Origin of the sequence: Streptomyces sp. NPDC048419, assembly GCF_043200415.1 — a bacterium.
Classification (GTDB): domain Bacteria; phylum Actinomycetota; class Actinomycetes; order Streptomycetales; family Streptomycetaceae; genus Streptomyces.
On record NZ_JBICXT010000012.1, the window covers coordinates 1 to 18973 of the forward strand.

The following is an 18973-nucleotide window of genomic DNA, read 5'->3' on the forward strand; positions in this document are numbered from 1 at the left end:
TGACTTTTGGCACGCTGTTGAGTTCTCAAGGAACGGACGCTTCCTTCGTACTCACCCTCTCGGGCTTTCCTCCGGGCGCTTCCCTTCGGTGTTTCCGACTCTATCAGATCCTTTCGGGCCTGATTCCCTGTCGGCGGGGCCTTTCGGCATTCACTACGTTAGCCGATTCCCTCTGCAACTCATAATCGAGTTCCGCGCGTTTGAATTCAGGCATGCGGACATGCAGAATTCGCCCTCGCTGAGGGTGATCGTAAGTAGTGGTTTGGCCGCTTCCGGCTGCTGGCGATCGCCGTACCCGGTTCAAGCGGCTCGGGCTACGTTACGCACCTTCCAAGGGGGAGTCAACTTCGGCGGCGCCTGGGGACGTGGGCCCGATAAGGGCTCACCGTCGGGTCGTTGGCGACCCAGAAGCGCCACGGCTGCACGGCTCCGTCGCCGCCCACCCCGGTGCGCGGACCGTTGAGTACCTGGTCGGAGGCGATTGGAGTGCCCGTCAGGATGCGCAAGGGGGTCTCCCCGGGGGCGCATGCGTCCGTGCCGTCCAGGGCGCGGTCCACACCCAGGGCCGTGGCAAGACGGGCGGGTCCTTTGGCCAGTTCTTTGTCGTTTCGGGCCGAGAGTCGACGTTTACGCGCCTGCTCGACGCCTTCGAGCACCTCACCGGCGCGGAGCAGGACCCCGCTCGCCCGGTCCTCGGGGCCGCACACGAGGTTCATGCAGAACCACATGCCGTAGGTGAAGTAGACGTACACGTGCCCGGGCGGACCGAACATCACGCCGTTGCGGACGGTGCGGCCGCGATAGGCGTGGGAGCCGGGGTCGTTCTGGCCGTCGTAGGCCTCGATCTCCGTGAGACGCAGGGCGATCGGACCGTCGGGGGTCGTACGCACGAGGACTCGGCCCAGGAGATCCGGGGCGACTTCCAGGACAGGGCGGTCGAAGAACTCCCTGGGGAGTGGCGTACGGTCCGGGGGCGTGATCATGCGGCCCGAGCCTAGTCCAGACGGGTGGGAGCCAAGGACTGGTCAAGGCTTCGTCTGCTTGCCAGGGTGAGGGCGCGGAACCGGGCGGACCCGGATCGCGTTTGTAGGGATCAAGGATCCATACGTAAAGGGAGAGTCATGGCGTTCAAGAAGCTGCTCGCGAGTCTGGGGGCCGGCGGGGCTTCGGTCGAGACGGTACTGACCGAGGTCAACGTCGTTCCGGGTGGCGTCGTCCAGGGTGAGGTGCGGATCCAGGGCGGGTCCGTGAACCAGGACATCGAAGGCCTGTCCGTGGGGCTGCAGGCGAAGGTCGAGGTCGAGAGCGGCGACGAGGAGTACAAGCAGAACATCGAGTTCACGAAGGTGAGCCTCGGTGGGGCCTTCGAGCTCCAGGCGGGCGCCGTGCACGCCGTGCCGTTCGGGATCGAGATCCCGTGGGAGACGCCGGTCACCATGATCGACGGTCAGACGCTGCGTGGGATGAACATCGGTGTGACCACCGAGCTGGCGATCGCCCGTGCCATCGACTCCGGTGACCTGGACCCGATCAACGTGCACCCGCTGCCGGCGCAGAAAGCGATCCTGGACGCGTTCATCCAGCTGGGCTTCCGCTTCAAGAACGCCGACATGGAGCGCGGCCACATCCGGGGTACGCGGCAGACGCTGCCGTTCTACCAGGAGATCGAGTTCTACCCGCCGTCGCAGTACCGGGGCCTCAACCAGGTCGAGTTGAGCTTCGTCGCCGACGAGCACGCCATGGACGTCATCCTGGAGATGGACAAGAAGCCCGGCCTGTTCAGCGAGGGCAGCGACACCTACCGGTCGTTCCAGGTGGGTCAGCACGACTTCCACGGGACCGACTGGGCGGCGTACCTCAACCAGTGGCTGTCCGAGGTCGGCAGCAAGCGGAACTGGTTCTAGGCTCGGAACTGCTGATTCCGTAATCGATCAGGAGGTACCGAGGTGACCGAGCTCAAGCGGCGGCCGCTCCCCCACGACTTCCATCCGCCCGTTCCCGCGTTCACGGTGACGAGTGAGGACGTCCAGGAGGGCGCCACGCTCAAGGACGCTCAGGTCTACGCGGCCGGGAACACCTCGCCGCAGCTGCGGTGGGAAGGTTTCCCGGCCGGGACCAAGAGCTTCGCCGTGACCTGCTACGACCCGGACGCCCCGACGGGCAGCGGGTTCTGGCACTGGGTGCTGTTCGACATCCCGGCTTCCGTGACCGAGCTTCCGGTCGGCGCGGGCACCGGCAAGTTCGAGGGGCTGCCCGAGGGTGCGGTGCAGGCTCGTAACGACTACGGGTCCAAGGACTTCGGCGGCGCCGCCCCACCCCCCGGGGACGGACCGCACCGGTATGTGTTCACGGTGTACGCCGTGGACCAGGAGAAGCTCGGTCCGGACGCGGACGCCAGTCCCGCCTTTGTCGGCTTCAATCTGCGGTTCCACGCGATCGCGCGTGCCCAGCTGATCGGTGAGTACGAGGTGCCCGCGGAAGCCTGACGTTCATTGAACGTTTGCCCGCCCCCGGTCATGGAAGTGATCGGAGGCGGGCATTTTTTATTGCGTTGTCCATCTCGGCGTGCCCGGCCAGAGTTGATCCAAGCCCGCCAGGGGGTGGGCCGGTGCGCGTGGGAGGTGGGCTGGATGCGGGACACGCTGGTGCTGAATGCGAGCTTCGAGCCGCTGTCGACGGTGACGTTGAACCGAGCCGTCGTTCTGGTGCTGCAGGACAAGGCCGTCGTCGAGCAGGCCCACCCCGAACTGCGCATGCGGGGAGCCGCGGTCGACATACCCGTACCCCGGGTGATCCGGCTGTGCAGGTACGTGAAGGTGCCGTTCCGAAGACAAGCGCCGTGGTCCAGGCGGGGTGTGCTGGTCAGGGACCGGCACCGGTGCGCGTACTGCGGCCGGCGGGCGACGACCGTGGACCACGTGGTGCCGCGGTCGCAGGGTGGTCGGGACTCGTGGCTCAATACGGTCGCCTCGTGCGCGGAGGACAATCACCGTAAGGCCGACCGGACTCCGGAGCAGGCGGGGATGCCGTTGCTGCGGCTGCCGTTCGAGCCGACTCCTCAGGATGCGATGTTGCTGACGCTGGGGGCGGAGGAGTTTCGGGCGCTGCCTTCTTGGCTTTCACGGGACGCCGCCTGACCGTAGGGCTTCAGGTCGTATGCCGGGTGCGGCTGTCCTGTGGCCGGTCGCGCAGTTCCCCGCGCCCCTGACAGAACTCGGGGCCCGCCTTCCTGGAGAAGGCGGGCCCCACTGTCGTTGTGCCTCAGTCTATGGACGGCTTCTCGCGGCGTTCCGCTGCCTTCTCGGGGGCGCCACCGCCGGACGGGCCGCCGAGGCCGAAGTTGCCCATGGCGCCGGAGAGGCCCTTGAGGGCGTCGCCGATCTCGCTGGGGACGATCCAGAGCTTGTTGGCGTCGCCCTCGGCGATCTTCGGAAGCATCTGGAGGTACTGGTAGCTGAGCAGCTTCTGGTCGGGGTCGCCGGCGTGGATGGACTCGAAGACCGTGCGGATCGCCTGGGCTTCACCCTCGGCGCGCAGGGCGGCGGCCTTCGCCTCGCCTTCGGCGCGCAGGATCTGGGACTGCTTGTCACCTTCGGCGGTGAGGATCGCGGCCTGGCGCGTACCTTCGGCGGTGAGGATCGCGGCGCGCTTGTCACGGTCGGCGCGCATCTGCTTCTCCATCGAGTCCTGGATGGAGGTGGGCGGTTCGATCGCCTTGAGCTCGACGCGGTTGACGCGGATGCCCCACTTGCCGGTGGCCTCGTCGAGGACGCCGCGCAGTGCCGCGTTGATCTCCTCGCGGGAGGTCAGGGTCCGCTCGAGGTCCATGCCACCGATGATGTTGCGGAGCGTGGTGACGGTGAGCTGCTCGATCGCCTGGATGTAGCTGGCAACTTCGTACGTGGCGGCGCGGGCGTCGGTCACCTGGTAGTAGATGACCGTGTCGATGTTGACGACCAGGTTGTCCTGCGTGATCACCGGCTGCGGCGGGAACGGCACGACCTGCTCACGCAGGTCGATGCGGTTGCGGATCGTGTCGATGAACGGGACGACGATGTTGAGACCCGCGTTGAGAGTCCGCGTGTAGCGGCCGAAGCGCTCGACGATGGCGGCGCTGGCCTGCGGGATGACTTGGATCGTCCTGATCAGGGCGATGAAGACCAACACCACCAGAATGATCAGGACGATGATGACCGGTTCCATCGTCGTTCCCCGTACCCTTCTCCGCCTCGGCGCTTTCGGAAGATCTTATGGGCTGTTGAAGATCTTGCTGGTCGAGTCTGTCAGACCGTCGCACAACTCGTGGGCTGTTCCGTTCAGTTGAGTCCTGCGAGGTCAGATGACGATCGCGGTGGCTCCTTCGATCTCCACGACGTCGACTTCCTGGCCCACCTCGTAGGCGCTGTCGCCGTCGAGCGAACGTGCGGACCAGACCTCGCCGGCCAGTTTGATCCGGCCTCCGGCGCCGTCGACGCGCTCCAGGACGACGGCCTGCTTCCCCTTCAACGCCTCGACGCCTGTGGCGAGTTGGGGGCGTTGCGCGCTGTGCCGGGCCGCGATGGGCCGTACGACGGCGATGAGGGCGACCGAGACGACGCCGAAGGCGATCACCTGGGCCACGGCGCCGAAGCCGAGTCCTGCCATGACCGCGGCGGCGACGGCGCCCACCGCGAGCATGCCGAACTCCGGCATCGCCGTGACCACGAGGGGGATTCCGAGCGCAGCCGCGCCGACGAGCCACCACACCCATGCGTCGATGTCGTTCACGTCGTCATGGTAGGACCGCGAGTCCCGCCTCGGACAGGGCGCGATGTGGCGGGGAGGGGCTTCTTGCCCTTGTTTTCGCGGGTACTTCACACGGTCAGGACAGCGGCAGGCCCTGAGCGGTCCAGCGGTCGCCCATCTGTTCGACGACGAGCGGGAGGCCGAAGCAGAGGGAGAGGTTGCGGGAGGTGAGTTCGAGCTCCAGGGGGCCGGCGGCGAGGACCTTGCCCTGACGGATCATCAGGACGTGGGTGAAGCCGGGGGCGATCTCCTCGACATGGTGCGTGACCATGATCATCGAGGGGGCGATCGGGTCGCGGGCGAGCCGGCCGAGGCGGCGGACCAGATCCTCGCGACCGCCGAGGTCGAGGCCGGCGGCGGGCTCGTCGAGGAGGAGCAGCTCGGGGTCGGTCATCAGGGCGCGGGCGATGAGGGTGCGCTTGCGCTCGCCCTCGGACAGCGTGCCGAACCTGCGGTCCACGTACTCGGTCATGCCGAGGCGGTCGAGGAAGGCGCGGGCGCGCTGCTCGTCGACGTCCTCGTACTCCTCCTGCCAGCCGGCCGTCATGCCGTAGGCGGCGGTCAGCACGGTCTGCAGGACGGTCTGGCGCTTGGGGAGCTTGTCGGCCATGGCGATGCCTGCCATGCCGATGCGCGGGCGCAGTTCGAAGACGTCGGTGCCGGGCTTGCCGAGGGTCTCGCCGAGGATGGTCGCGGTGCCCTTGCTGGGGTAGAGGTAGCTGGACGCGACGTTGAGGAGCGTGGTCTTGCCGGCGCCGTTCGGTCCGAGGATGACCCAGCGCTCGCCCTCCTTGACCGACCAGGAGACCTGGTCCACCAGAGCCCGGCCCTCCCGGACCACTGATACGTCCTGAAGCTCCAGAACATCGCTCATGAGCGCGTTGTCTCCCCTTGCAGTGTGACCGGTCTCGGCGTCTCGGCTGTCGCGTGCGCGTTGTGGGCGCTGCCCTCGACGAAATCTACGCCACCGGTCGGCCCGACCATTCCATCGGTCCGGTCCTTAGGGTGGAGGCATGCTCTCGGAACCGCGCTCAGGACGCCTTGCGGCTTGGGGAAATGCCCTTTTGGCCGGACTTGCCTCACCCGATGACGCCGTGGTCACGATCGTCGGGGACGACGCCGTGCACCGGATGGAGGGGCTGCCCGGCGAGTCGGGGCCGGTCGGGCTCACGCTCGGGCTCGGTCGGCTGCGCGCCCTCGGGGTGACCGGGCTGCGGCTCGCACTGCCGGCGCCGGGACATCCGCTGGGACTGAGCGGCCCGCCGGAGTTCAACGCGCGGGCGATCGAGGCCGGGGAGGCGGTCATCTGCTACGGCGCCGCCTTCGGGCTGGTTCCCGAGGTGTACGAGGCCGGGCCCGACGGCGATGTCCATGTCGAGGTCGTCTGGCACTGTCTGCCGGTGCGGGAGGCCCCGCCGGCCGACGTGCCCTCGCTGGGCGAGGCCGAGCGGGAGCTGGCGGAGGCGCTTAGGGATGCCACGGAGGTGCTGTCGCGGCTGGACGTCGCCGCGTCGGGGCCGGTGGCGGAGGCGGCGATCGACGCGTATCGGGCGCGGGCCGAGCGGGGGCGCGGGCAGGAAGTACTGGCTCCGGGGTATCCGCCGCGGGCGGTGCGGGTGCTGGAGCTGGCGCAGCGGATCGGGTTGCTGGTCTTGATCGCGCGGGAGAACGGGCACGGGGGTGCGGTGAGCTCCGCCGAGATGGCGGCCCGGGCCGAGGCCTTGCGGCCGGTGGAGCGGGTGGGGCGGCGGGCTCAGGTCGCGGCGTACAACTCCGTTGTGGAGGAGCGGGAGCGGGGGGTGCGGTGAGCGTCGGTCTCTTCGGCGCCGGTGCTCTGCGGTGCCGCACCTGGGGGGCTTTGCCCCCAGACCCCCGTTTCGGCCTGGACGGCCTCCTCCTCAAACGCCGGCCAGGCTGGAAAGGCTGAGCCGGGCTGAAGAGGCCCACACAGAACTGACCGGCCTCCCGGGTGCCGGGAGGCCGGTGGTCACTGCATGCGTATGGGGGGTGTCAGCGGTTGACGCCCAGGTTGCCGAAGGCCGGGTTGAGGACGCCGATGACGTTCACGCTGTTGCCGACCGCGTTCACCGGGACGTGGACGGGGGCCTGGATGAGGTTGCCCGAGATGACACCGGGCGAGCCCACGGCGGTGCCGTCGGCGTGCGCGTCGGTGGCCGAGGCCATTCCGGCACCGGCCGCGATCAGTCCACCGGCCACCATCGTCACTGCCGCTGCCTTCTTCAGGTTCTTCACTTTCTGAGCCCTCCCTAGCGATTGCCGCGACGTTCGCCGCGGCACGCACTGGAGAACGGCGGAGATCCACGAAGGATGCGCCATCCGGGGGACATTCCCACGACGGTATGAATCTCAGCCCGGAAGGGAACCCTCCGAATTGCCGTCGGGAGCACCGGCGCGCGCGGCGCGTCTCAGCCCGTCACGCCGTGGCGTACGGCCCAGAGCGCGGCCTGGGTGCGGTCGGCGAGGTCGAGCTTCATGAGGATGTTCGAGACATGGGTCTTGACGGTCTTCTCGGAGAGGACCAGGGCGCGCGCGATCTCGCGGTTGGAGCGGCCGTCCGCTATCAGGCCGAGGACCTCGCGCTCCCGGTCCGTGAGCGAACCGCCTCTGCCCTGGCCCGAGTTGGCCTCCTCCTGGGACAACAGGGCGCCCGCGACCTCGGGTTGGAGCAGGATGTGCCCGGCGTGCACGGAGCGGATGGCGCCGGCGAGGGCGTCCGGGTCCACGTCCTTGTAGACGTAGCCGGCGGCGCCCGCGCGCAGGGCCGGGACCACCGTGCGCTGTTCGGTGAAGCTGGTGACGATCAGCACGCGCGCGGGGTTGTCCAGCTCGCGGAGCTTGCGCAGGGCGTCCACGCCGTCCATGCCCGGCATCTTGACGTCCATCAGGACGACGTCGGGCCGCAACTCCTCGGCGCGGGCGACTCCTTCGGCGCCGTCGGCCGCCTCGCCCACGACCTCGATGTCGTCCTGCACCTCCAGGAACGTGCGCAGGCCGCGCCGGACCACCTGGTGGTCGTCGACGAGCAGCACCTTGATTGCGTCAGCCACCGGGGACCTCCATCTCGATCGTGGTGCCCCTTCCGGGCGCCGACTCCACCGTCAGCGTGCCGCCGACCCCGCCCGCGCGGTCGCGCATGGACACCAGGCCCAGGTGGCGTCCCGCCCGTCGTATCGCCTTCGGGTCGAAACCGCTGCCGTCATCCGCCACACGCAGGACCGCGGCGCTGCCGCGCCGGGCCAGGGTGACGTCCACGCGCTCCGCGCCGGAGTGCCGCAGGGCGTTGTGCAACGCCTCCTGGGCGACGCGCAGGACGGCCTCCTCCTGGGAGGTGGGCAGGGCCCGTACGCCGCAGCTGTCGAAGGTCACGCGCGCGCTGTGGGCGCGGTCGAGGACCTGGATCTGGGTGCGCAGGGTGGCGACGAGGCCGTCCTCGTCGAGGGCCGCGGGGCGCAACTCCACGACGGCGGCGCGCAGTTCGTCCGCAGCCTCCGCAGCGAGCACGGCGACCTGCTGCAGCTCGCCCTTGGCGCGGGACGGGTCGCGGTCGACGAGGGCGGCGGCGGCCTGGGCGGTCAGGCGCAGGGAGAAGAGCTTCTGGCTGACCGCGTCGTGCAGTTCGTGCGCGAGGCGGGAGCGCTCCTCGGCGATCGTCAGCTCGCGGCTGCGCTCGTACAGGCGGGCGTTGGTCAGGGCGATCGCCGCGTGCTGGGCGAGGATCTCCAGCAGGTCCGCGTCGTCCTCGGTGAAGCCGCAGCCGCCCTCCGGCTTGGGGCAGTCCTTGTTGGCGAGGAAGAGCGCGCCGATGACCTCGTCGCCGTCCTTGATGGGCAGGCCCAGGAAGTCGGACATGTCGGGATGGGCGGAGGGCCAGCCCTCGAAGCGGGGGTCCTTGCGGACGTCCGCGAGGCGCTCGATCTTCGCCTCCCGGAGCATCGACGCGAGGATGCCGTGCTGGCGCGGGAGCGGGCCGATGGCCTTCCACTGGGCGTCGCTGACGCCGTCCACCACGAACTGGGCGAAGCCGCCGTGGTCGTCGGGGACCCCGAGCGCGGCGTACTGCGCGCCGAGCAGCTCGCGGGCCGAGGCGACGATCGTCTTGAGGACGTCGCGCACCTCGAGATGCCTGCTCATGGCCAGCAGCGCGGAGCTCACCGCGGCCAGGCCCGACCTGGGTCCTTGACTCATGTCCTCAAGGTACCGGCGGGGTGTGACAGCGCGGATCGGACCTGTGACCGCCCGGACTGCGCCGGTGGGCCTAGGTCCGGCGACCTAGGCCCTGAGCCCCGGACCTGCGGCTTAGGGCGAAGGGCCCCGGCACTTTGCGGCCCGCGTCCGACGCGCGGCGGGCGGCTCGGTTCCTACGTTGAAGTCACCGCCGATCGACAGGCGGGCGAGACGAGGGGACGTGTCATGCCGGTAGGGATCATCACGGGGGCCTCGAAGGGGCTGGGGCGGGCGCTCGCCGAGGCGCTGGCCGCGCGCGGCTGGGATCTGGTGCTCGACGCCAGGACGGCAGCGGTGCTCCAGGAGACGACGGACCGGCTGGAGACGTACGGCACGCGCGTGACGGCGCTGCCCGGGGACGTCACCGACGCCGGTCACCGGGCCGAGCTGGTGGCGGCGGCCCGGAAGCTGGGTGGGCTCGATCTGCTGGTGAGCAATGCGAGCGCGCTGGGCGCGGAGCCGCTCGTACGGCTGGAGGCGCTCGATCCGGACGGGCTGCGGCGGGCGCTGGAGGTGAACGTGGTGGCCGCGCTGGGCCTGGTGCAGGAGGCGCTGCCGCTGCTGCGGGCGTCCGGGGCGGGCACGGTGATCGCGATCAGTTCGGACGCGGCCGCAGAGGCCTACGAGACCTGGGGCGGGTACGGGGCGTCGAAGGCGGCCCTGGACCACCTTGCCGCGGTGCTCGGCGCGGAGGAGCCGGGACTGCGGGTCTGGGCGGTCGACCCGGGCGACATGGCCACCGACCTGTACGCGGCGGCCGTACCGGACGACGGGGATCCACGGCCGGCGCCCGCGAGTGTGGTGCCGGGCTTCCTCAGGCTGCTGGACGAGCGTCCGTCCAGCGGCCGCTATGCGGCTCAGGCGCTGCTGGAGGGACAGCGATGACGGTGGCGGCGCAGGTGCCGCGGGAGCTGTCGGCGCGTGTCCCGGTCGAGCAGCGCGGCGCCGGGCTCGGCCGGGACGCCGTACGGCTGCTCGTGTCGCGTGGGACGAAGGTGTCGCACCACGCCTTCAGGGAGCTGCCGCGGCTGCTGCGGGCCGGGGATCTGCTGGTGGTGAACACCTCGCCCACGCTGGCCGCCGCGGTGGACGCGCGGGTCGGGCACGCGCGCGTGGTGGTGCACTTCTCCACGCGCGGCGACGACGGGCGGTGGGCGGTCGAGCTGCGGGATCCCGACGGGAGGGGCACCACACGCGCGCGTGCGGGCGGGCCCGCGGGTACGGAGGTGTGGGCGCCCGGCGGTGTGCGGCTGGTTCTGGAGGAGCCGCTGAGCATGCGTGCGGACCGGTTGTGGTGGGCACGCGTGTCCGGGGCGGAGGTGCTCGGGATGCTGCGGGAGCACGGGCGGCCCATCCGGTACTCGTACACGGAGCGGGACCAGCCGCTGTCCGTCTACCAGACGGTGTTCGCGCTCCCCTCCCCCGACGGGACGGGCAGTGCGGAGATGCCGAGTGCCGCGCGGCCCTTCACCGCGCGGCTGGTCGCGGAGCTGGTGAGCCGGGGTGTGCAGTTCGCGCCGGTCACGCTGCACACCGGGGTGGCCTCGACGGAGGCGCACGAGCCGCCGTATCCGGAGCGGTTCTCGGTGCCGGAGGCGTCGGCACGGCTGATCAACGCCGCGAAAACCGGCGACCGCCGGGTCGTCGCCGTCGGGACGACCGCCGTGCGGGCCGTGGAGTCGGCTGCCGGTCCCGACGGGGCCGTACGCGCGCGTGAAGGGTGGACGGACCTGGTGGTCACCCCGGAGCGCGGGGTGCGGGTGGTGGACGGGCTGCTGACCGGGCTGCACGAGCCGGAGGCCTCGCATCTGCTGATGCTGGAGGCCATCGCCGGACGGGCCGCGGTCGACCGCAGCTACGACGAGGCGCTGCGCGGGCTCTACCTGTGGCACGAGTTCGGGGACGTCCACCTCATCCTGCCGGAGGAGGGCACTCACACAGCGCATTGCGCCAGCAACTGCCGGTGAGACTGTTACGCCTCTGATGTGAGCCCGCGCATAGGGTCCACATCACGTACGAAGCCCGGTAGGAGATACAGCGTCCCCTTTTGAGCGGGGCAGACGGTCCAGTCTGCCCCGTTTTGCCCATCCCCGATCCACTATCCAGGATCGTACGTCACATCTTTGCCTAGGCATTTTGCGGCCGCTAAGAATTGCTTCCGTCGCTCAGCGCCGCGGGTTACCACCGCGGCTTTTGTGCGGGAAGGGCCCCATGTCCCCCGCCGGCGTAGAGCGACCTCCGCGCTATTCGAAGAGGTCTGTCTGCAATGCCCAAGAACATCCAGATTCGCCGACTCAGTCGCTCGCTCAACCGTCACCAGAAGATCGCGATAGCCGGTGTCGCCTCCCTCGGCGCCGCTGCCCTCGCGTTCTCCGCGGTCCCCAGCAACGCCGACACGACCACGAGCGAGGCCGCCGTCTCCACGGCCAAGGTGGAGTACAGCAACAAGCCCATCAAGGACGTCAAGGCCAGCGTCACCGACCAGCTGGCCGGCCAGCACCTGAAGGCCGAGGCCGTCGCGAAGCAGGCCGCCGCCAAGAAGAAGGCCGCCGCCGAGGCGGCCGCGAAGAAGGCCCTGGCGAAGAAGAAGGCGGCCGCCGCTGCCGCCGCCAAGAAGGCCGAGGCCGCGCGTAAGGCCAAGGCGGCCGCGAGCCGGTCCGCCCACCGGCCCACGATCAAGAAGGCCGCCCCCAAGCTCTACTCGAACAACCTCAACGGCTGGATCAACCACGCCCTCGACATCATGCACAACAAGGGCATCCCGGGCAGCTACAACGGCCTGTACCGCAACATCATGCGTGAGTCCTCGGGCAACCCGAACGCGATCAACGGCTGGGACATCAACGCCATCAACGGCATCCCGTCCAAGGGTCTGCTCCAGGTCATCCCGCCGACCTTCACCGCGTACCACGTGTCCGGCACCGCCTGGAACATCTACGACCCGGTAGCCAACATCACCGCCGCCGCCAACTACGCGGCCGACAAGTACGGCTCGATCGACAACGTCAACAGCGCGTACTGAGGTCGGCGCGGACCTCTTCACGTGAACGCCGAAGGGCGGCACCCCTCACGGGTGCCGCCCTTCGCACGTCGCAGAACGGCGACTACTTGCGCATGACCTCCGGCTCGTGGCGGCGCAGGAAGCGGGCCACGAAGAAGCCGCAGATGACGCCCAGGACGATCAGGGCGAGCATGTCCATGCCCCAGGCACCGACCGTGTGCTCCCACAGCGGGTCGTTGCTCTTGCCCTTGCCGGGCGGGCTGATCTTGTTGAAGTCCAGCGTGGCGCCGGCCGCGGCGACCGCCCAGCGGGACGGCATCAGGTACGAGATCTGGTTGGCGCCGATCGAGCCGTTCAGCGCGAACAGGCAGCCGGTGAACACGACCTGGATGATCGCGAACATGACCAGCAGCGGCATGGTCTTCTCGGCCGTCTTCACCAGCGCGGACATGACCAGGCCGAACATCATCGAGGTGAAGCCCAGGCCCATGATCGGCAGGGTGAGCTCGATGAGCGTGGCGTTGCCCAGGACGAGTCCCTCCTTGGGGATCTCGCGGCTGGCGAAGCCGATGACGCCGACCATCAGGCCCTGCAGCATGGTGACCACACCGAGCACGAAGACCTTGGACATCAGGTAGGCCGAGCGGGACAGTCCGGTCGCGCGTTCGCGCTCGTAGATGACCCGTTCCTTGATCAGCTCACGGACGGAGTTCGCGGCGCCGGCGAAGCAGGCGCCGACCGCGAGGATCAGCAGGACGGTGGTGGCCGTGCCGTTCGGGACGGGCTGGCCGGTGGCCCGGTTGATCATCGGATTCGGCAGCAGGCCCTTGCCGGAGTCGATGAGCAGGCTCACCGCGCCGAGGACGAGCGGCAGGATCACCGTCAGCGCCAGGAAGCCCTTGTCGGAGGCGATGACCGAGACATAGCGGCGCACCAGCGTGACGAACTGCGACATCCAGCCCTGCGGCTTCGGCGGCTTCATCGCCTGCATCGGCGGCATCTGTACGGACTGCGGCGCAACGGCGTCGATGTCCGCGGCGTACATCTGGTAGTGCTGCGAGCCCTTCCAGCGGCCCGCCCAGTCGTAGTCGCGGTAGTTCTCGAAGGCGGAGAAGACGTCGGCCCAGGTGTCGTAGCCGAAGAAGTTCAGCGCCTCCTCCGGCGGGCCGAAGTAGGCCACCGAGCCTCCCGGGGCCATCACCAGGAGCTTGTCGCAGATCGCCAGCTCGGCAACGGAGTGGGTGACCACGAGGACCGTGCGGCCGTCGTCGGCGAGGCCGCGCAGCAGCTGCATGACGTCGCGGTCCATGCCCGGGTCGAGGCCCGACGTGGGCTCGTCCAGGAAGATCAGCGACGGCTTGGTGAGCAGCTCCAGGGCCACCGAGACACGCTTGCGCTGGCCGCCGGAGAGGGAGGTGACCTTCTTCTCCTTGTGGACGTCCAGCTTCAGCTCGCGCAGCACCTCGTCGATACGGGCCTCGCGCTCGGCGCCCGTCGTGTCGGCCGGGAAGCGGAGCTTGGCCGCGTACTTGAGGGCCTTCTTGACGGTCAGCTCCTTGTGCAGGATGTCGTCCTGCGGGACCAGACCGATGCGCTGGCGCAGCTCGGCGAACTGCTTGTAGAGGTTCCGGTTGTCGTAGAGGACGTCGCCCTGGTTGGCGGGCCGGTAGCCGGTGAGCGCCTTGAGCAGGGTCGACTTTCCTGAGCCGGACGGGCCGATGACCGCGATCAGCGACTTCTCCGGGACCCCGAAGGAGACGTCCTTCAGGATCTGCTTGCCGCCGTCGACCGTGACGGTCAGGTGGCGGGCCGAGAAGGAGACCTCACCGGTGTCGACGAACTCCTCGAGCCGGTCACCGACCAGACGGAAGGTGGAGTGGCCGACGCCGACGATGTCGTTCGGGCCGAGGAGTTGCGAGCCGCCCTTGGCGATCGGCTGGCCGTTGACGTAGGTGCCGTTGTGCGAGCCCAGGTCGCGGATCTCGAAGCGGCCGTCGGGCGTCGCGTGGAACTCGGCGTGGTGGCGGGAGACCTGCAGGTCCGAGACGACCAGTTCGTTCTCCAGCGCACGGCCGATGCGCATGACGCGGCCGAGGGAGAACTGGTGGAACGTGGTCGGACTGCGGTCGCCGTAGACCGGCGGCGCCCCCGCGCCACCACCGGGGCCCTGCTGCGCCGGGACCTGCGCCGCGGCCTGCTGAGGTGCGGCCTGCTGAGGCGCGGGCTGCTGCGGCCAGCCGGCCTGCGGGGCCTGCTGCTGCGGCGGCGCCTGCTGCGCCCAGCCTGGGCCCGCGCCCTGGGCGGCGTACGGCTGCTGCTGGGGCTGGGCGACGGCGGCCGCCGCTCCGGTCACGGTCACCAGCGGGCCGTCGGTCGCGTTGCCGAGGTGCACGGCGGCGCCCGGCCCGATCTCCAACTGATGGATCCGCTGCCCCTGCACGAACGTGCCGTTGGTGCTGCCGTGGTCGTCGATGACCCAACTGCGGCCGTTCCAGCTGATCGTGGCGTGACGCCAGGACACCCTGGCGTCGTCGATCACGATGTCGCCCTGCGGATCGCGTCCGAGGGCGTACGGCCTGGACGGGTCGAGCGTCCAGGTACGTCCATTCAATTCCAGTACGAGTTCAGGCACTCCATGCCCCATGAGTAGTCCCCCGAGTTGCCCCCATCACAGGGAGTCTAGGGATGTCGAACATCGTCGGGAACTATTTCAGGCTCGCCCCCCTGACCGAAAGTCGGGCCTTGTGAAGAGCACGCAGGTGCGCATCGGATGGTTCCGTTGACGGGGTTGAAACCGACCCGGAGAGTGGTAATCCACGCGAGGTGGGACAGGCGCGGTGGCCGTGCCGTGTCGCGGATCGGGGGGTCTGCCATGAGCGTGTCGTCGAGTGTCGAGTCGGGACGGAGCGGCACGAAGGTGCCGTGGGGAGACGTCGTGCTGTCCGCGATCGCCTCCGTGAGCTGGGCGTTGATAGGAATGGCGGGGACGGCCGCGCTCGGCCTGCACCTGCTGGGGGCGGACGCGTCGGCCTCGCTCGGGCCGATGACCGCGGCGGTCGTCGCACTGGGGGCGGGCGGCTCGGTCACCCCGTCCGGCGATGTGTCCGCATTCGGACTGAAAGGCGCGGAAGCACACACGGCCGTCACGATCACGCCATTGGGGGTGAGCCTGGTCGGAGCGCTGCTGCTGTCCTGGTTCTTCCTAAGGTCCCTGCGTGCAGCGGGAGTTGTGGTCGAACCGGCCGAACTCCTCGCGCGTGCGGGCGCGGTGGTCGCGCTGTTCGTGGCGACGCTGGGCGGGCTCGCCTGGGCAGGACACGATGTCATCACGATCGACGGTGGCTCGCTGGGCCTGGACAAGCTGCCGGGCGGCGGAGGCGGGGGCGGGGGCGTCAACATCCCCGGCCTCGGCGACATCGGGGACATCGGCGGGCTGCTGCCCGGCAAGATCGGCGACCTCATCCACGCGAAGGCGGCGGTCGGTTTCACGGTCGACACCGCCCCGACGCTGCTCGGCGGTCTCGGCTGGTCGGCCGGCGTCCTGCTGATCGCCCTGCTCGCCTCGCGCCGCACGCCCCTGCCGCGCGGCTGGGAGGCCGTGCACCGGGTCGTGCGGCCCGCGGTGTCGGCGATCGTCATGGTGATGGTGATGTCGGTGCTGGCGGGCCTCGCGGCGGCGGTGTACGCGGCGATCGGCGACGACCACCCCAAGCGGATCTTCGGCGCCGCGCTGCTGGGCGCGCCCAACGGCACCTGGCTGGCCGTCCCGATCGGCCTCTTCGTGCCCTACGACGGCAAGGCGACGGGTGAACTGGCCAAGCTGCTGCCGAATCCGCTGGACGACCTGCTCACGGCCAGGACCGACCAGTCGGTGACGCTGGGACGGCTGGCGGACCTGGACGGCCGGGTGTGGCTGCTGGCCGTGGCGGCGGCCGTGATGATGCTGCTGGCCGGGGTGCTGACGGCGGTACGGACACCGGTCGGCGTCGAGGGCGTACGGGGGCCGGGCGCGCTCGCGTTCGCGGGGCGCTGCGCGGTGCGGCTCGGGCTCGTCACGGCGCTGACGCTGCCGCTGCTCGCCTGGCTGACGGAGGTGTCGGTGAACGCCTCGCTGTCGGTGCTGGGCTTCGACGCCTTCGGCGCCGGGATCACGCTGCACGGGAGCCTCGGCCTCGCACTGCTCCTCGGCGCCCTGTGGGGTGCGGGGGCGGGGGCCGTCGGGGCGCTGCTGGCCTGGTCGTCCGGGTCGGCGGGGCGGCGGGCGGCGCCGCTCGCGCTGAGGACCGCGGCCGTGGGGGCGCCGGCCGAGGGCGCCGTACAGCCGCAGTACGTGCGCGAGGCCGGGGTGTCCGCCGGTGAGCGGGGCAGGCGCGGGGGTGCGGCGGGGCCGTACACGCCCGGCACGCCGTACCGGGCGCCGAACCCGGCCACCAATCCCTATCTCCAGCTGCCGGACGAACTCCGCGAGCCGGAGGACGCACGGCCACCGTCCGGCGACGCGCAGGGCCCCGGGAAGGCGCCGCCACCCGGGAACGGCGAAGGCGGCGGTGAGAGCGGCGACGGCGGCATGTACGGCGCTCCCACGGTCGCCTGGCAGGCCGGAGACCCGCCTCCGCCGCCCCCGCGCCGCCGCCCCCGGCCCGGTGAGCGGCCACGGACTTCGCGGGACGACGGGCCGCCTCCGCCGCCGCCCCCTCCGGGGCGGCCCAAGGGGCGTCCGTGAGCGAGCGGGGGACGCCGTGGGCACCCGAGGGGCGTCCGTGAGCGTGCAGGGGGTGTCGGTGGGCACCCGAGGGGCGTCCGTGAGCGTGCAGGGGGTGTCGGTGGGCGCCGAGAGGCGTCCGTGAGCGTGCAGGGGGTGTCGGTGGGCGCCGAGAGGCGTCCGTGAGCTGAGGGAGCGGCCGGTATGGCCTGCCCCCGTGATGTCTGCGAAGCTTCTGCTGCGGCCGTGGGCTCTCGGTGCAGTCGTGGTTGACCCTTCAATCCGTCGTCACCCACTCGACACCCACTGTTCCGTGTCCGCTAGGCGGACCGCGGCGGCGGTAGGCACTGGGTGCCGGATACGGTGGAGCCACCATGAGCGCTGAGCAGACCTCGACCTCCGACGTTCCCACACTCCTTGTCAAGATCTTCGGCAAGGACCGGCCCGGCATCACGGCCGGCCTCTTCGACACCCTCGCCGCCTACTCCGTCGACGTGGTCGACATCGAGCAGGTCGTCACCCGTGGCCGAATCGTGCTGTGCGCGCTCGTGACCCCGCCGCCGGCCGGACTCGAGGGCGACCTGCGCGCGACCGTGCACAGCTGGGCCGAGTCGATGAGGATGCAGGCGGAGATCATCTCCGGCCACGGAGACAACCGGCCACGCGGCCTCGGGCGCTCTCTGGTCACCGTCCTCGGTCATCCGCTCACCTCGGAGGCGACCGCCCGGATCGCGGCCAAGATCACCAAGGCCGGCGGCAACATCGACCGCATCTTCCGCCTCGCCAAGTACCCCGTCACGGCGGTCGAGTTCGCGGTGTCCGGCGTGGAGACGGAGCCGCTGCGCACCGCCCTGGTGACGGACGCGGCGGCACTCGGTGTCGACGTGGCGGTCGTCGCGGCGGGTCTGCACCGGCGGGCACAGCGGCTGGTGGTCATGGACGTCGACTCCACGCTCATCCAGGACGAGGTGATCGAGCTCTTCGCCGCGCACGCGGGCTGCGCGGACAAGGTGGCCGAGGTGACCGCGGCCGCGATGCGCGGCGAGCTGGACTTCGAGCAGTCGCTGCACGCGCGCGTGGCGCTCCTGGAGGGGCTCGACGCCTCCGTGGTGGACAAGGTGCGCAGCGAGGTACGCCTGACACCCGGTGCCCGCACCCTGATCCGCACGCTGAAGCGGCTCGGGTACCAAGTGGGCGTGGTCTCCGGCGGGTTCACGCAGGTGACCGACGACCTCAAGGAGCGGCTCGGGCTGGACTTCGCCCAGGCCAACACCCTGGAGATCGTCGACGGGCGGCTCACCGGCAAGGTCACCGGCGAGATCGTCGACCGCGCGGGCAAGGCGCGGCTGCTGCGCCGGTTCGCCGCCGAGGCGGGCGTACCGCTGGCCCAGACCGTGGCGATCGGCGACGGCGCCAACGACCTGGACATGCTCAACGCGGCCGGCCTCGGCGTCGCCTTCAACGCCAAGCCGGTCGTCCGCGAGGCCGCGCACACCGCGGTGAACGTGCCCTTCCTGGACACCGTCCTGTACCTGCTGGGCGTGACCCGCGAAGAGGTCGAGGCGGCGGACACGCACGACGAGGAGTAGACCTTCCGCCTACGTCGAGGAGCAGACCTTCCGCAGACGTCGAGGGCCCGGCACCGCGCTGGTGCCGGGCCCTCGCGCGTGGTGCCGGCTACTCGGACGGCGCCCAGTAGTCGAGCAGCTTGGCCGCGGAGGGCTCCAGGGTCTTCCAGGAGCCCTCGCAGGACAGGACGGCGAAGGCGGCGGCCGGGAAGCCGCGCCGGTCCATCCGCTCGCGGGCGTCACCCTCGGCCGAGCCGGCCAGGATGTCGGTGAGGCCCTGCACGCCCGGGTTGTGGCCGATGAGTACGGCGTTCTGCGCGTCGTCCGGGATTTCGTTGAGCAGCGCGATCAGCTCGCCGGGCGAGGCCTCGTAGATCCGCTCCTCGTAGATGGTTTTCGGCCGCTGCGGGAACTCGTGGACCGCGAGCTTCCAGGTCTCGCGGGTCCGGACCGAGGTGGAGCAGAGAGCCAGGTCGAAGGGGATGCCGGTGTCGGCCAGCTTGCGTCCGGCGACTGCGGCGTCCGTCCGCCCCCGCTCAGCGAGGGGGCGCTCATGGTCGGTCACCTGCGGCCAGTCGGCTTTCGCATGCCGGAAGAGGACGATCCTGCGGGGTTCAGCGACGCTCATGGAATCCAGCTTCGCATGAAACAGGCCAATGGGCGCAGGTAGTT

Annotated in this window: 18 protein-coding genes; 9 read left to right on the forward strand and 9 right to left on the reverse strand. The window is 70.2% G+C overall.

Annotated elements, in window-relative coordinates; genetic code table 11:
* Positions 1 to 341 precede the first annotated feature (341 nt).
* A complete protein-coding gene (locus tag ACGFYN_RS24285; RefSeq protein WP_393867934.1) occupies positions 342 to 983 on the reverse strand; it encodes a DNA-3-methyladenine glycosylase in 642 nt (213 codons plus the stop codon).
* Between the two features lie 138 nt (positions 984 to 1121).
* On the opposite strand from ACGFYN_RS24285, the gene ACGFYN_RS24290 reads away from it, so the two are divergent.
* The 3 genes from ACGFYN_RS24290 to ACGFYN_RS24300 all read left to right on the forward strand — a co-directional run bounded on the left by ACGFYN_RS24290 (position 1122) and on the right by ACGFYN_RS24300 (position 3137).
* Complete coding sequence (locus tag ACGFYN_RS24290) at positions 1122 to 1904, forward strand: sporulation protein (protein WP_393867935.1); 783 nt, start codon at positions 1122 to 1124, stop codon at positions 1902 to 1904.
* A gap of 42 nt (positions 1905 to 1946) precedes the next feature.
* The gene (locus tag ACGFYN_RS24295; protein ID WP_393867936.1) at positions 1947 to 2486 is read left to right on the forward strand and encodes a YbhB/YbcL family Raf kinase inhibitor-like protein; all 540 of its coding nucleotides are present in this window, start codon (positions 1947 to 1949) and stop codon (positions 2484 to 2486) included.
* Between the two features lie 144 nt (positions 2487 to 2630).
* Entirely contained in the window at positions 2631 to 3137 is a 507-nt protein-coding gene (locus ACGFYN_RS24300; RefSeq protein WP_393868187.1) for an HNH endonuclease, read from the forward strand.
* Between the two features lie 124 nt (positions 3138 to 3261).
* On the opposite strand, the gene ACGFYN_RS24305 is transcribed toward ACGFYN_RS24300, so the two are convergent.
* The 3 genes from ACGFYN_RS24305 to ACGFYN_RS24315 all read right to left on the reverse strand — a co-directional run bounded on the left by ACGFYN_RS24305 (position 3262) and on the right by ACGFYN_RS24315 (position 5659).
* Positions 3262 to 4203 (reverse strand): SPFH domain-containing protein, encoded by a 942-nt coding sequence (locus ACGFYN_RS24305; protein ID WP_393867937.1) that lies wholly within the window; start codon positions 4201 to 4203, stop codon positions 3262 to 3264.
* A gap of 132 nt (positions 4204 to 4335) precedes the next feature.
* Positions 4336 to 4767 (reverse strand): NfeD family protein, encoded by a 432-nt coding sequence (locus ACGFYN_RS24310; protein WP_393867938.1) that lies wholly within the window; start codon positions 4765 to 4767, stop codon positions 4336 to 4338.
* 94 nt (positions 4768 to 4861) lie between these two features.
* Positions 4862 to 5659, reverse strand: a complete 798-nt coding sequence (locus ACGFYN_RS24315; RefSeq protein WP_393867939.1) for an ABC transporter ATP-binding protein — start codon at positions 5657 to 5659, stop codon at positions 4862 to 4864.
* Between the two features lie 139 nt (positions 5660 to 5798).
* Here ACGFYN_RS24315 and ACGFYN_RS24320 point away from each other — a divergent pair, with 139 nt between their 5' ends.
* Positions 5799 to 6593 carry a hypothetical protein gene (locus ACGFYN_RS24320; RefSeq protein WP_393867940.1) on the forward strand — a complete coding sequence of 265 codons (795 nt, stop codon included), beginning with the start codon at positions 5799 to 5801 and terminating at the stop codon, positions 6591 to 6593.
* 202 nt (positions 6594 to 6795) lie between these two features.
* Here ACGFYN_RS24320 and chpE read toward each other — a convergent pair whose 3' ends face one another.
* The 3 genes from chpE to ACGFYN_RS24335 all read right to left on the reverse strand — a co-directional run bounded on the left by chpE (position 6796) and on the right by ACGFYN_RS24335 (position 8991).
* The gene (gene chpE, locus ACGFYN_RS24325; RefSeq protein ID WP_393867941.1) at positions 6796 to 7038 is read right to left on the reverse strand and encodes a chaplin ChpE; all 243 of its coding nucleotides are present in this window, start codon (positions 7036 to 7038) and stop codon (positions 6796 to 6798) included.
* Positions 7039 to 7211: 173 nt separating this feature from the next.
* Positions 7212 to 7853, reverse strand: coding sequence for a response regulator (locus tag ACGFYN_RS24330; RefSeq protein ID WP_393867942.1), 642 nt, complete (start codon positions 7851 to 7853; stop codon positions 7212 to 7214).
* Positions 7846 to 8991, reverse strand: a complete 1146-nt coding sequence (locus ACGFYN_RS24335) for a GAF domain-containing sensor histidine kinase (protein WP_393867943.1) — start codon at positions 8989 to 8991, stop codon at positions 7846 to 7848. Before ACGFYN_RS24335 ends, ACGFYN_RS24330 begins: the two co-directional genes overlap by 8 nt.
* Positions 8992 to 9216: 225 nt before the next feature.
* Between ACGFYN_RS24335 and ACGFYN_RS24340 the strand changes: the two genes are divergently transcribed.
* From ACGFYN_RS24340 to ACGFYN_RS24350, 3 genes are all read left to right on the forward strand, one after another.
* Positions 9217 to 9915 (forward strand): SDR family NAD(P)-dependent oxidoreductase, encoded by a 699-nt coding sequence (locus tag ACGFYN_RS24340; RefSeq protein ID WP_393867944.1) that lies wholly within the window; start codon positions 9217 to 9219, stop codon positions 9913 to 9915.
* Positions 9912 to 10997, forward strand: coding sequence for an S-adenosylmethionine:tRNA ribosyltransferase-isomerase (locus tag ACGFYN_RS24345; protein WP_393867945.1), 1086 nt, complete (start codon positions 9912 to 9914; stop codon positions 10995 to 10997). The genes ACGFYN_RS24340 and ACGFYN_RS24345 overlap by 4 nt, the downstream gene beginning before the upstream one ends.
* A gap of 299 nt (positions 10998 to 11296) precedes the next feature.
* On the forward strand, positions 11297 to 12052 hold the full coding sequence (locus ACGFYN_RS24350) for a transglycosylase SLT domain-containing protein (protein WP_393867946.1): 756 nt from the start codon (positions 11297 to 11299) through the stop codon (positions 12050 to 12052).
* Between the two features lie 82 nt (positions 12053 to 12134).
* Here ACGFYN_RS24350 and ACGFYN_RS24355 read toward each other — a convergent pair whose 3' ends face one another.
* Entirely contained in the window at positions 12135 to 14663 is a 2529-nt protein-coding gene (locus tag ACGFYN_RS24355) for an FHA domain-containing protein (protein WP_393867947.1), read from the reverse strand.
* Positions 14664 to 14903: 240 nt separating this feature from the next.
* Between ACGFYN_RS24355 and ACGFYN_RS24360 the strand changes: the two genes are divergently transcribed.
* Together ACGFYN_RS24360 and serB are read left to right on the forward strand one after the other, a co-directional pair.
* Positions 14904 to 16754, forward strand: a complete 1851-nt coding sequence (locus tag ACGFYN_RS24360; RefSeq protein ID WP_393867948.1) for a streptophobe family protein — start codon at positions 14904 to 14906, stop codon at positions 16752 to 16754.
* A 353-nt stretch (positions 16755 to 17107) separates the two neighbouring features.
* Complete coding sequence (gene serB / locus ACGFYN_RS24365) at positions 17108 to 18322, forward strand: phosphoserine phosphatase SerB (protein WP_393867949.1); 1215 nt, start codon at positions 17108 to 17110, stop codon at positions 18320 to 18322.
* A gap of 88 nt (positions 18323 to 18410) precedes the next feature.
* Here serB and ACGFYN_RS24370 read toward each other — a convergent pair whose 3' ends face one another.
* The gene (locus tag ACGFYN_RS24370; RefSeq protein ID WP_393867950.1) at positions 18411 to 18929 is read right to left on the reverse strand and encodes a SixA phosphatase family protein; all 519 of its coding nucleotides are present in this window, start codon (positions 18927 to 18929) and stop codon (positions 18411 to 18413) included.
* Positions 18930 to 18973 lie beyond the last annotated feature (44 nt).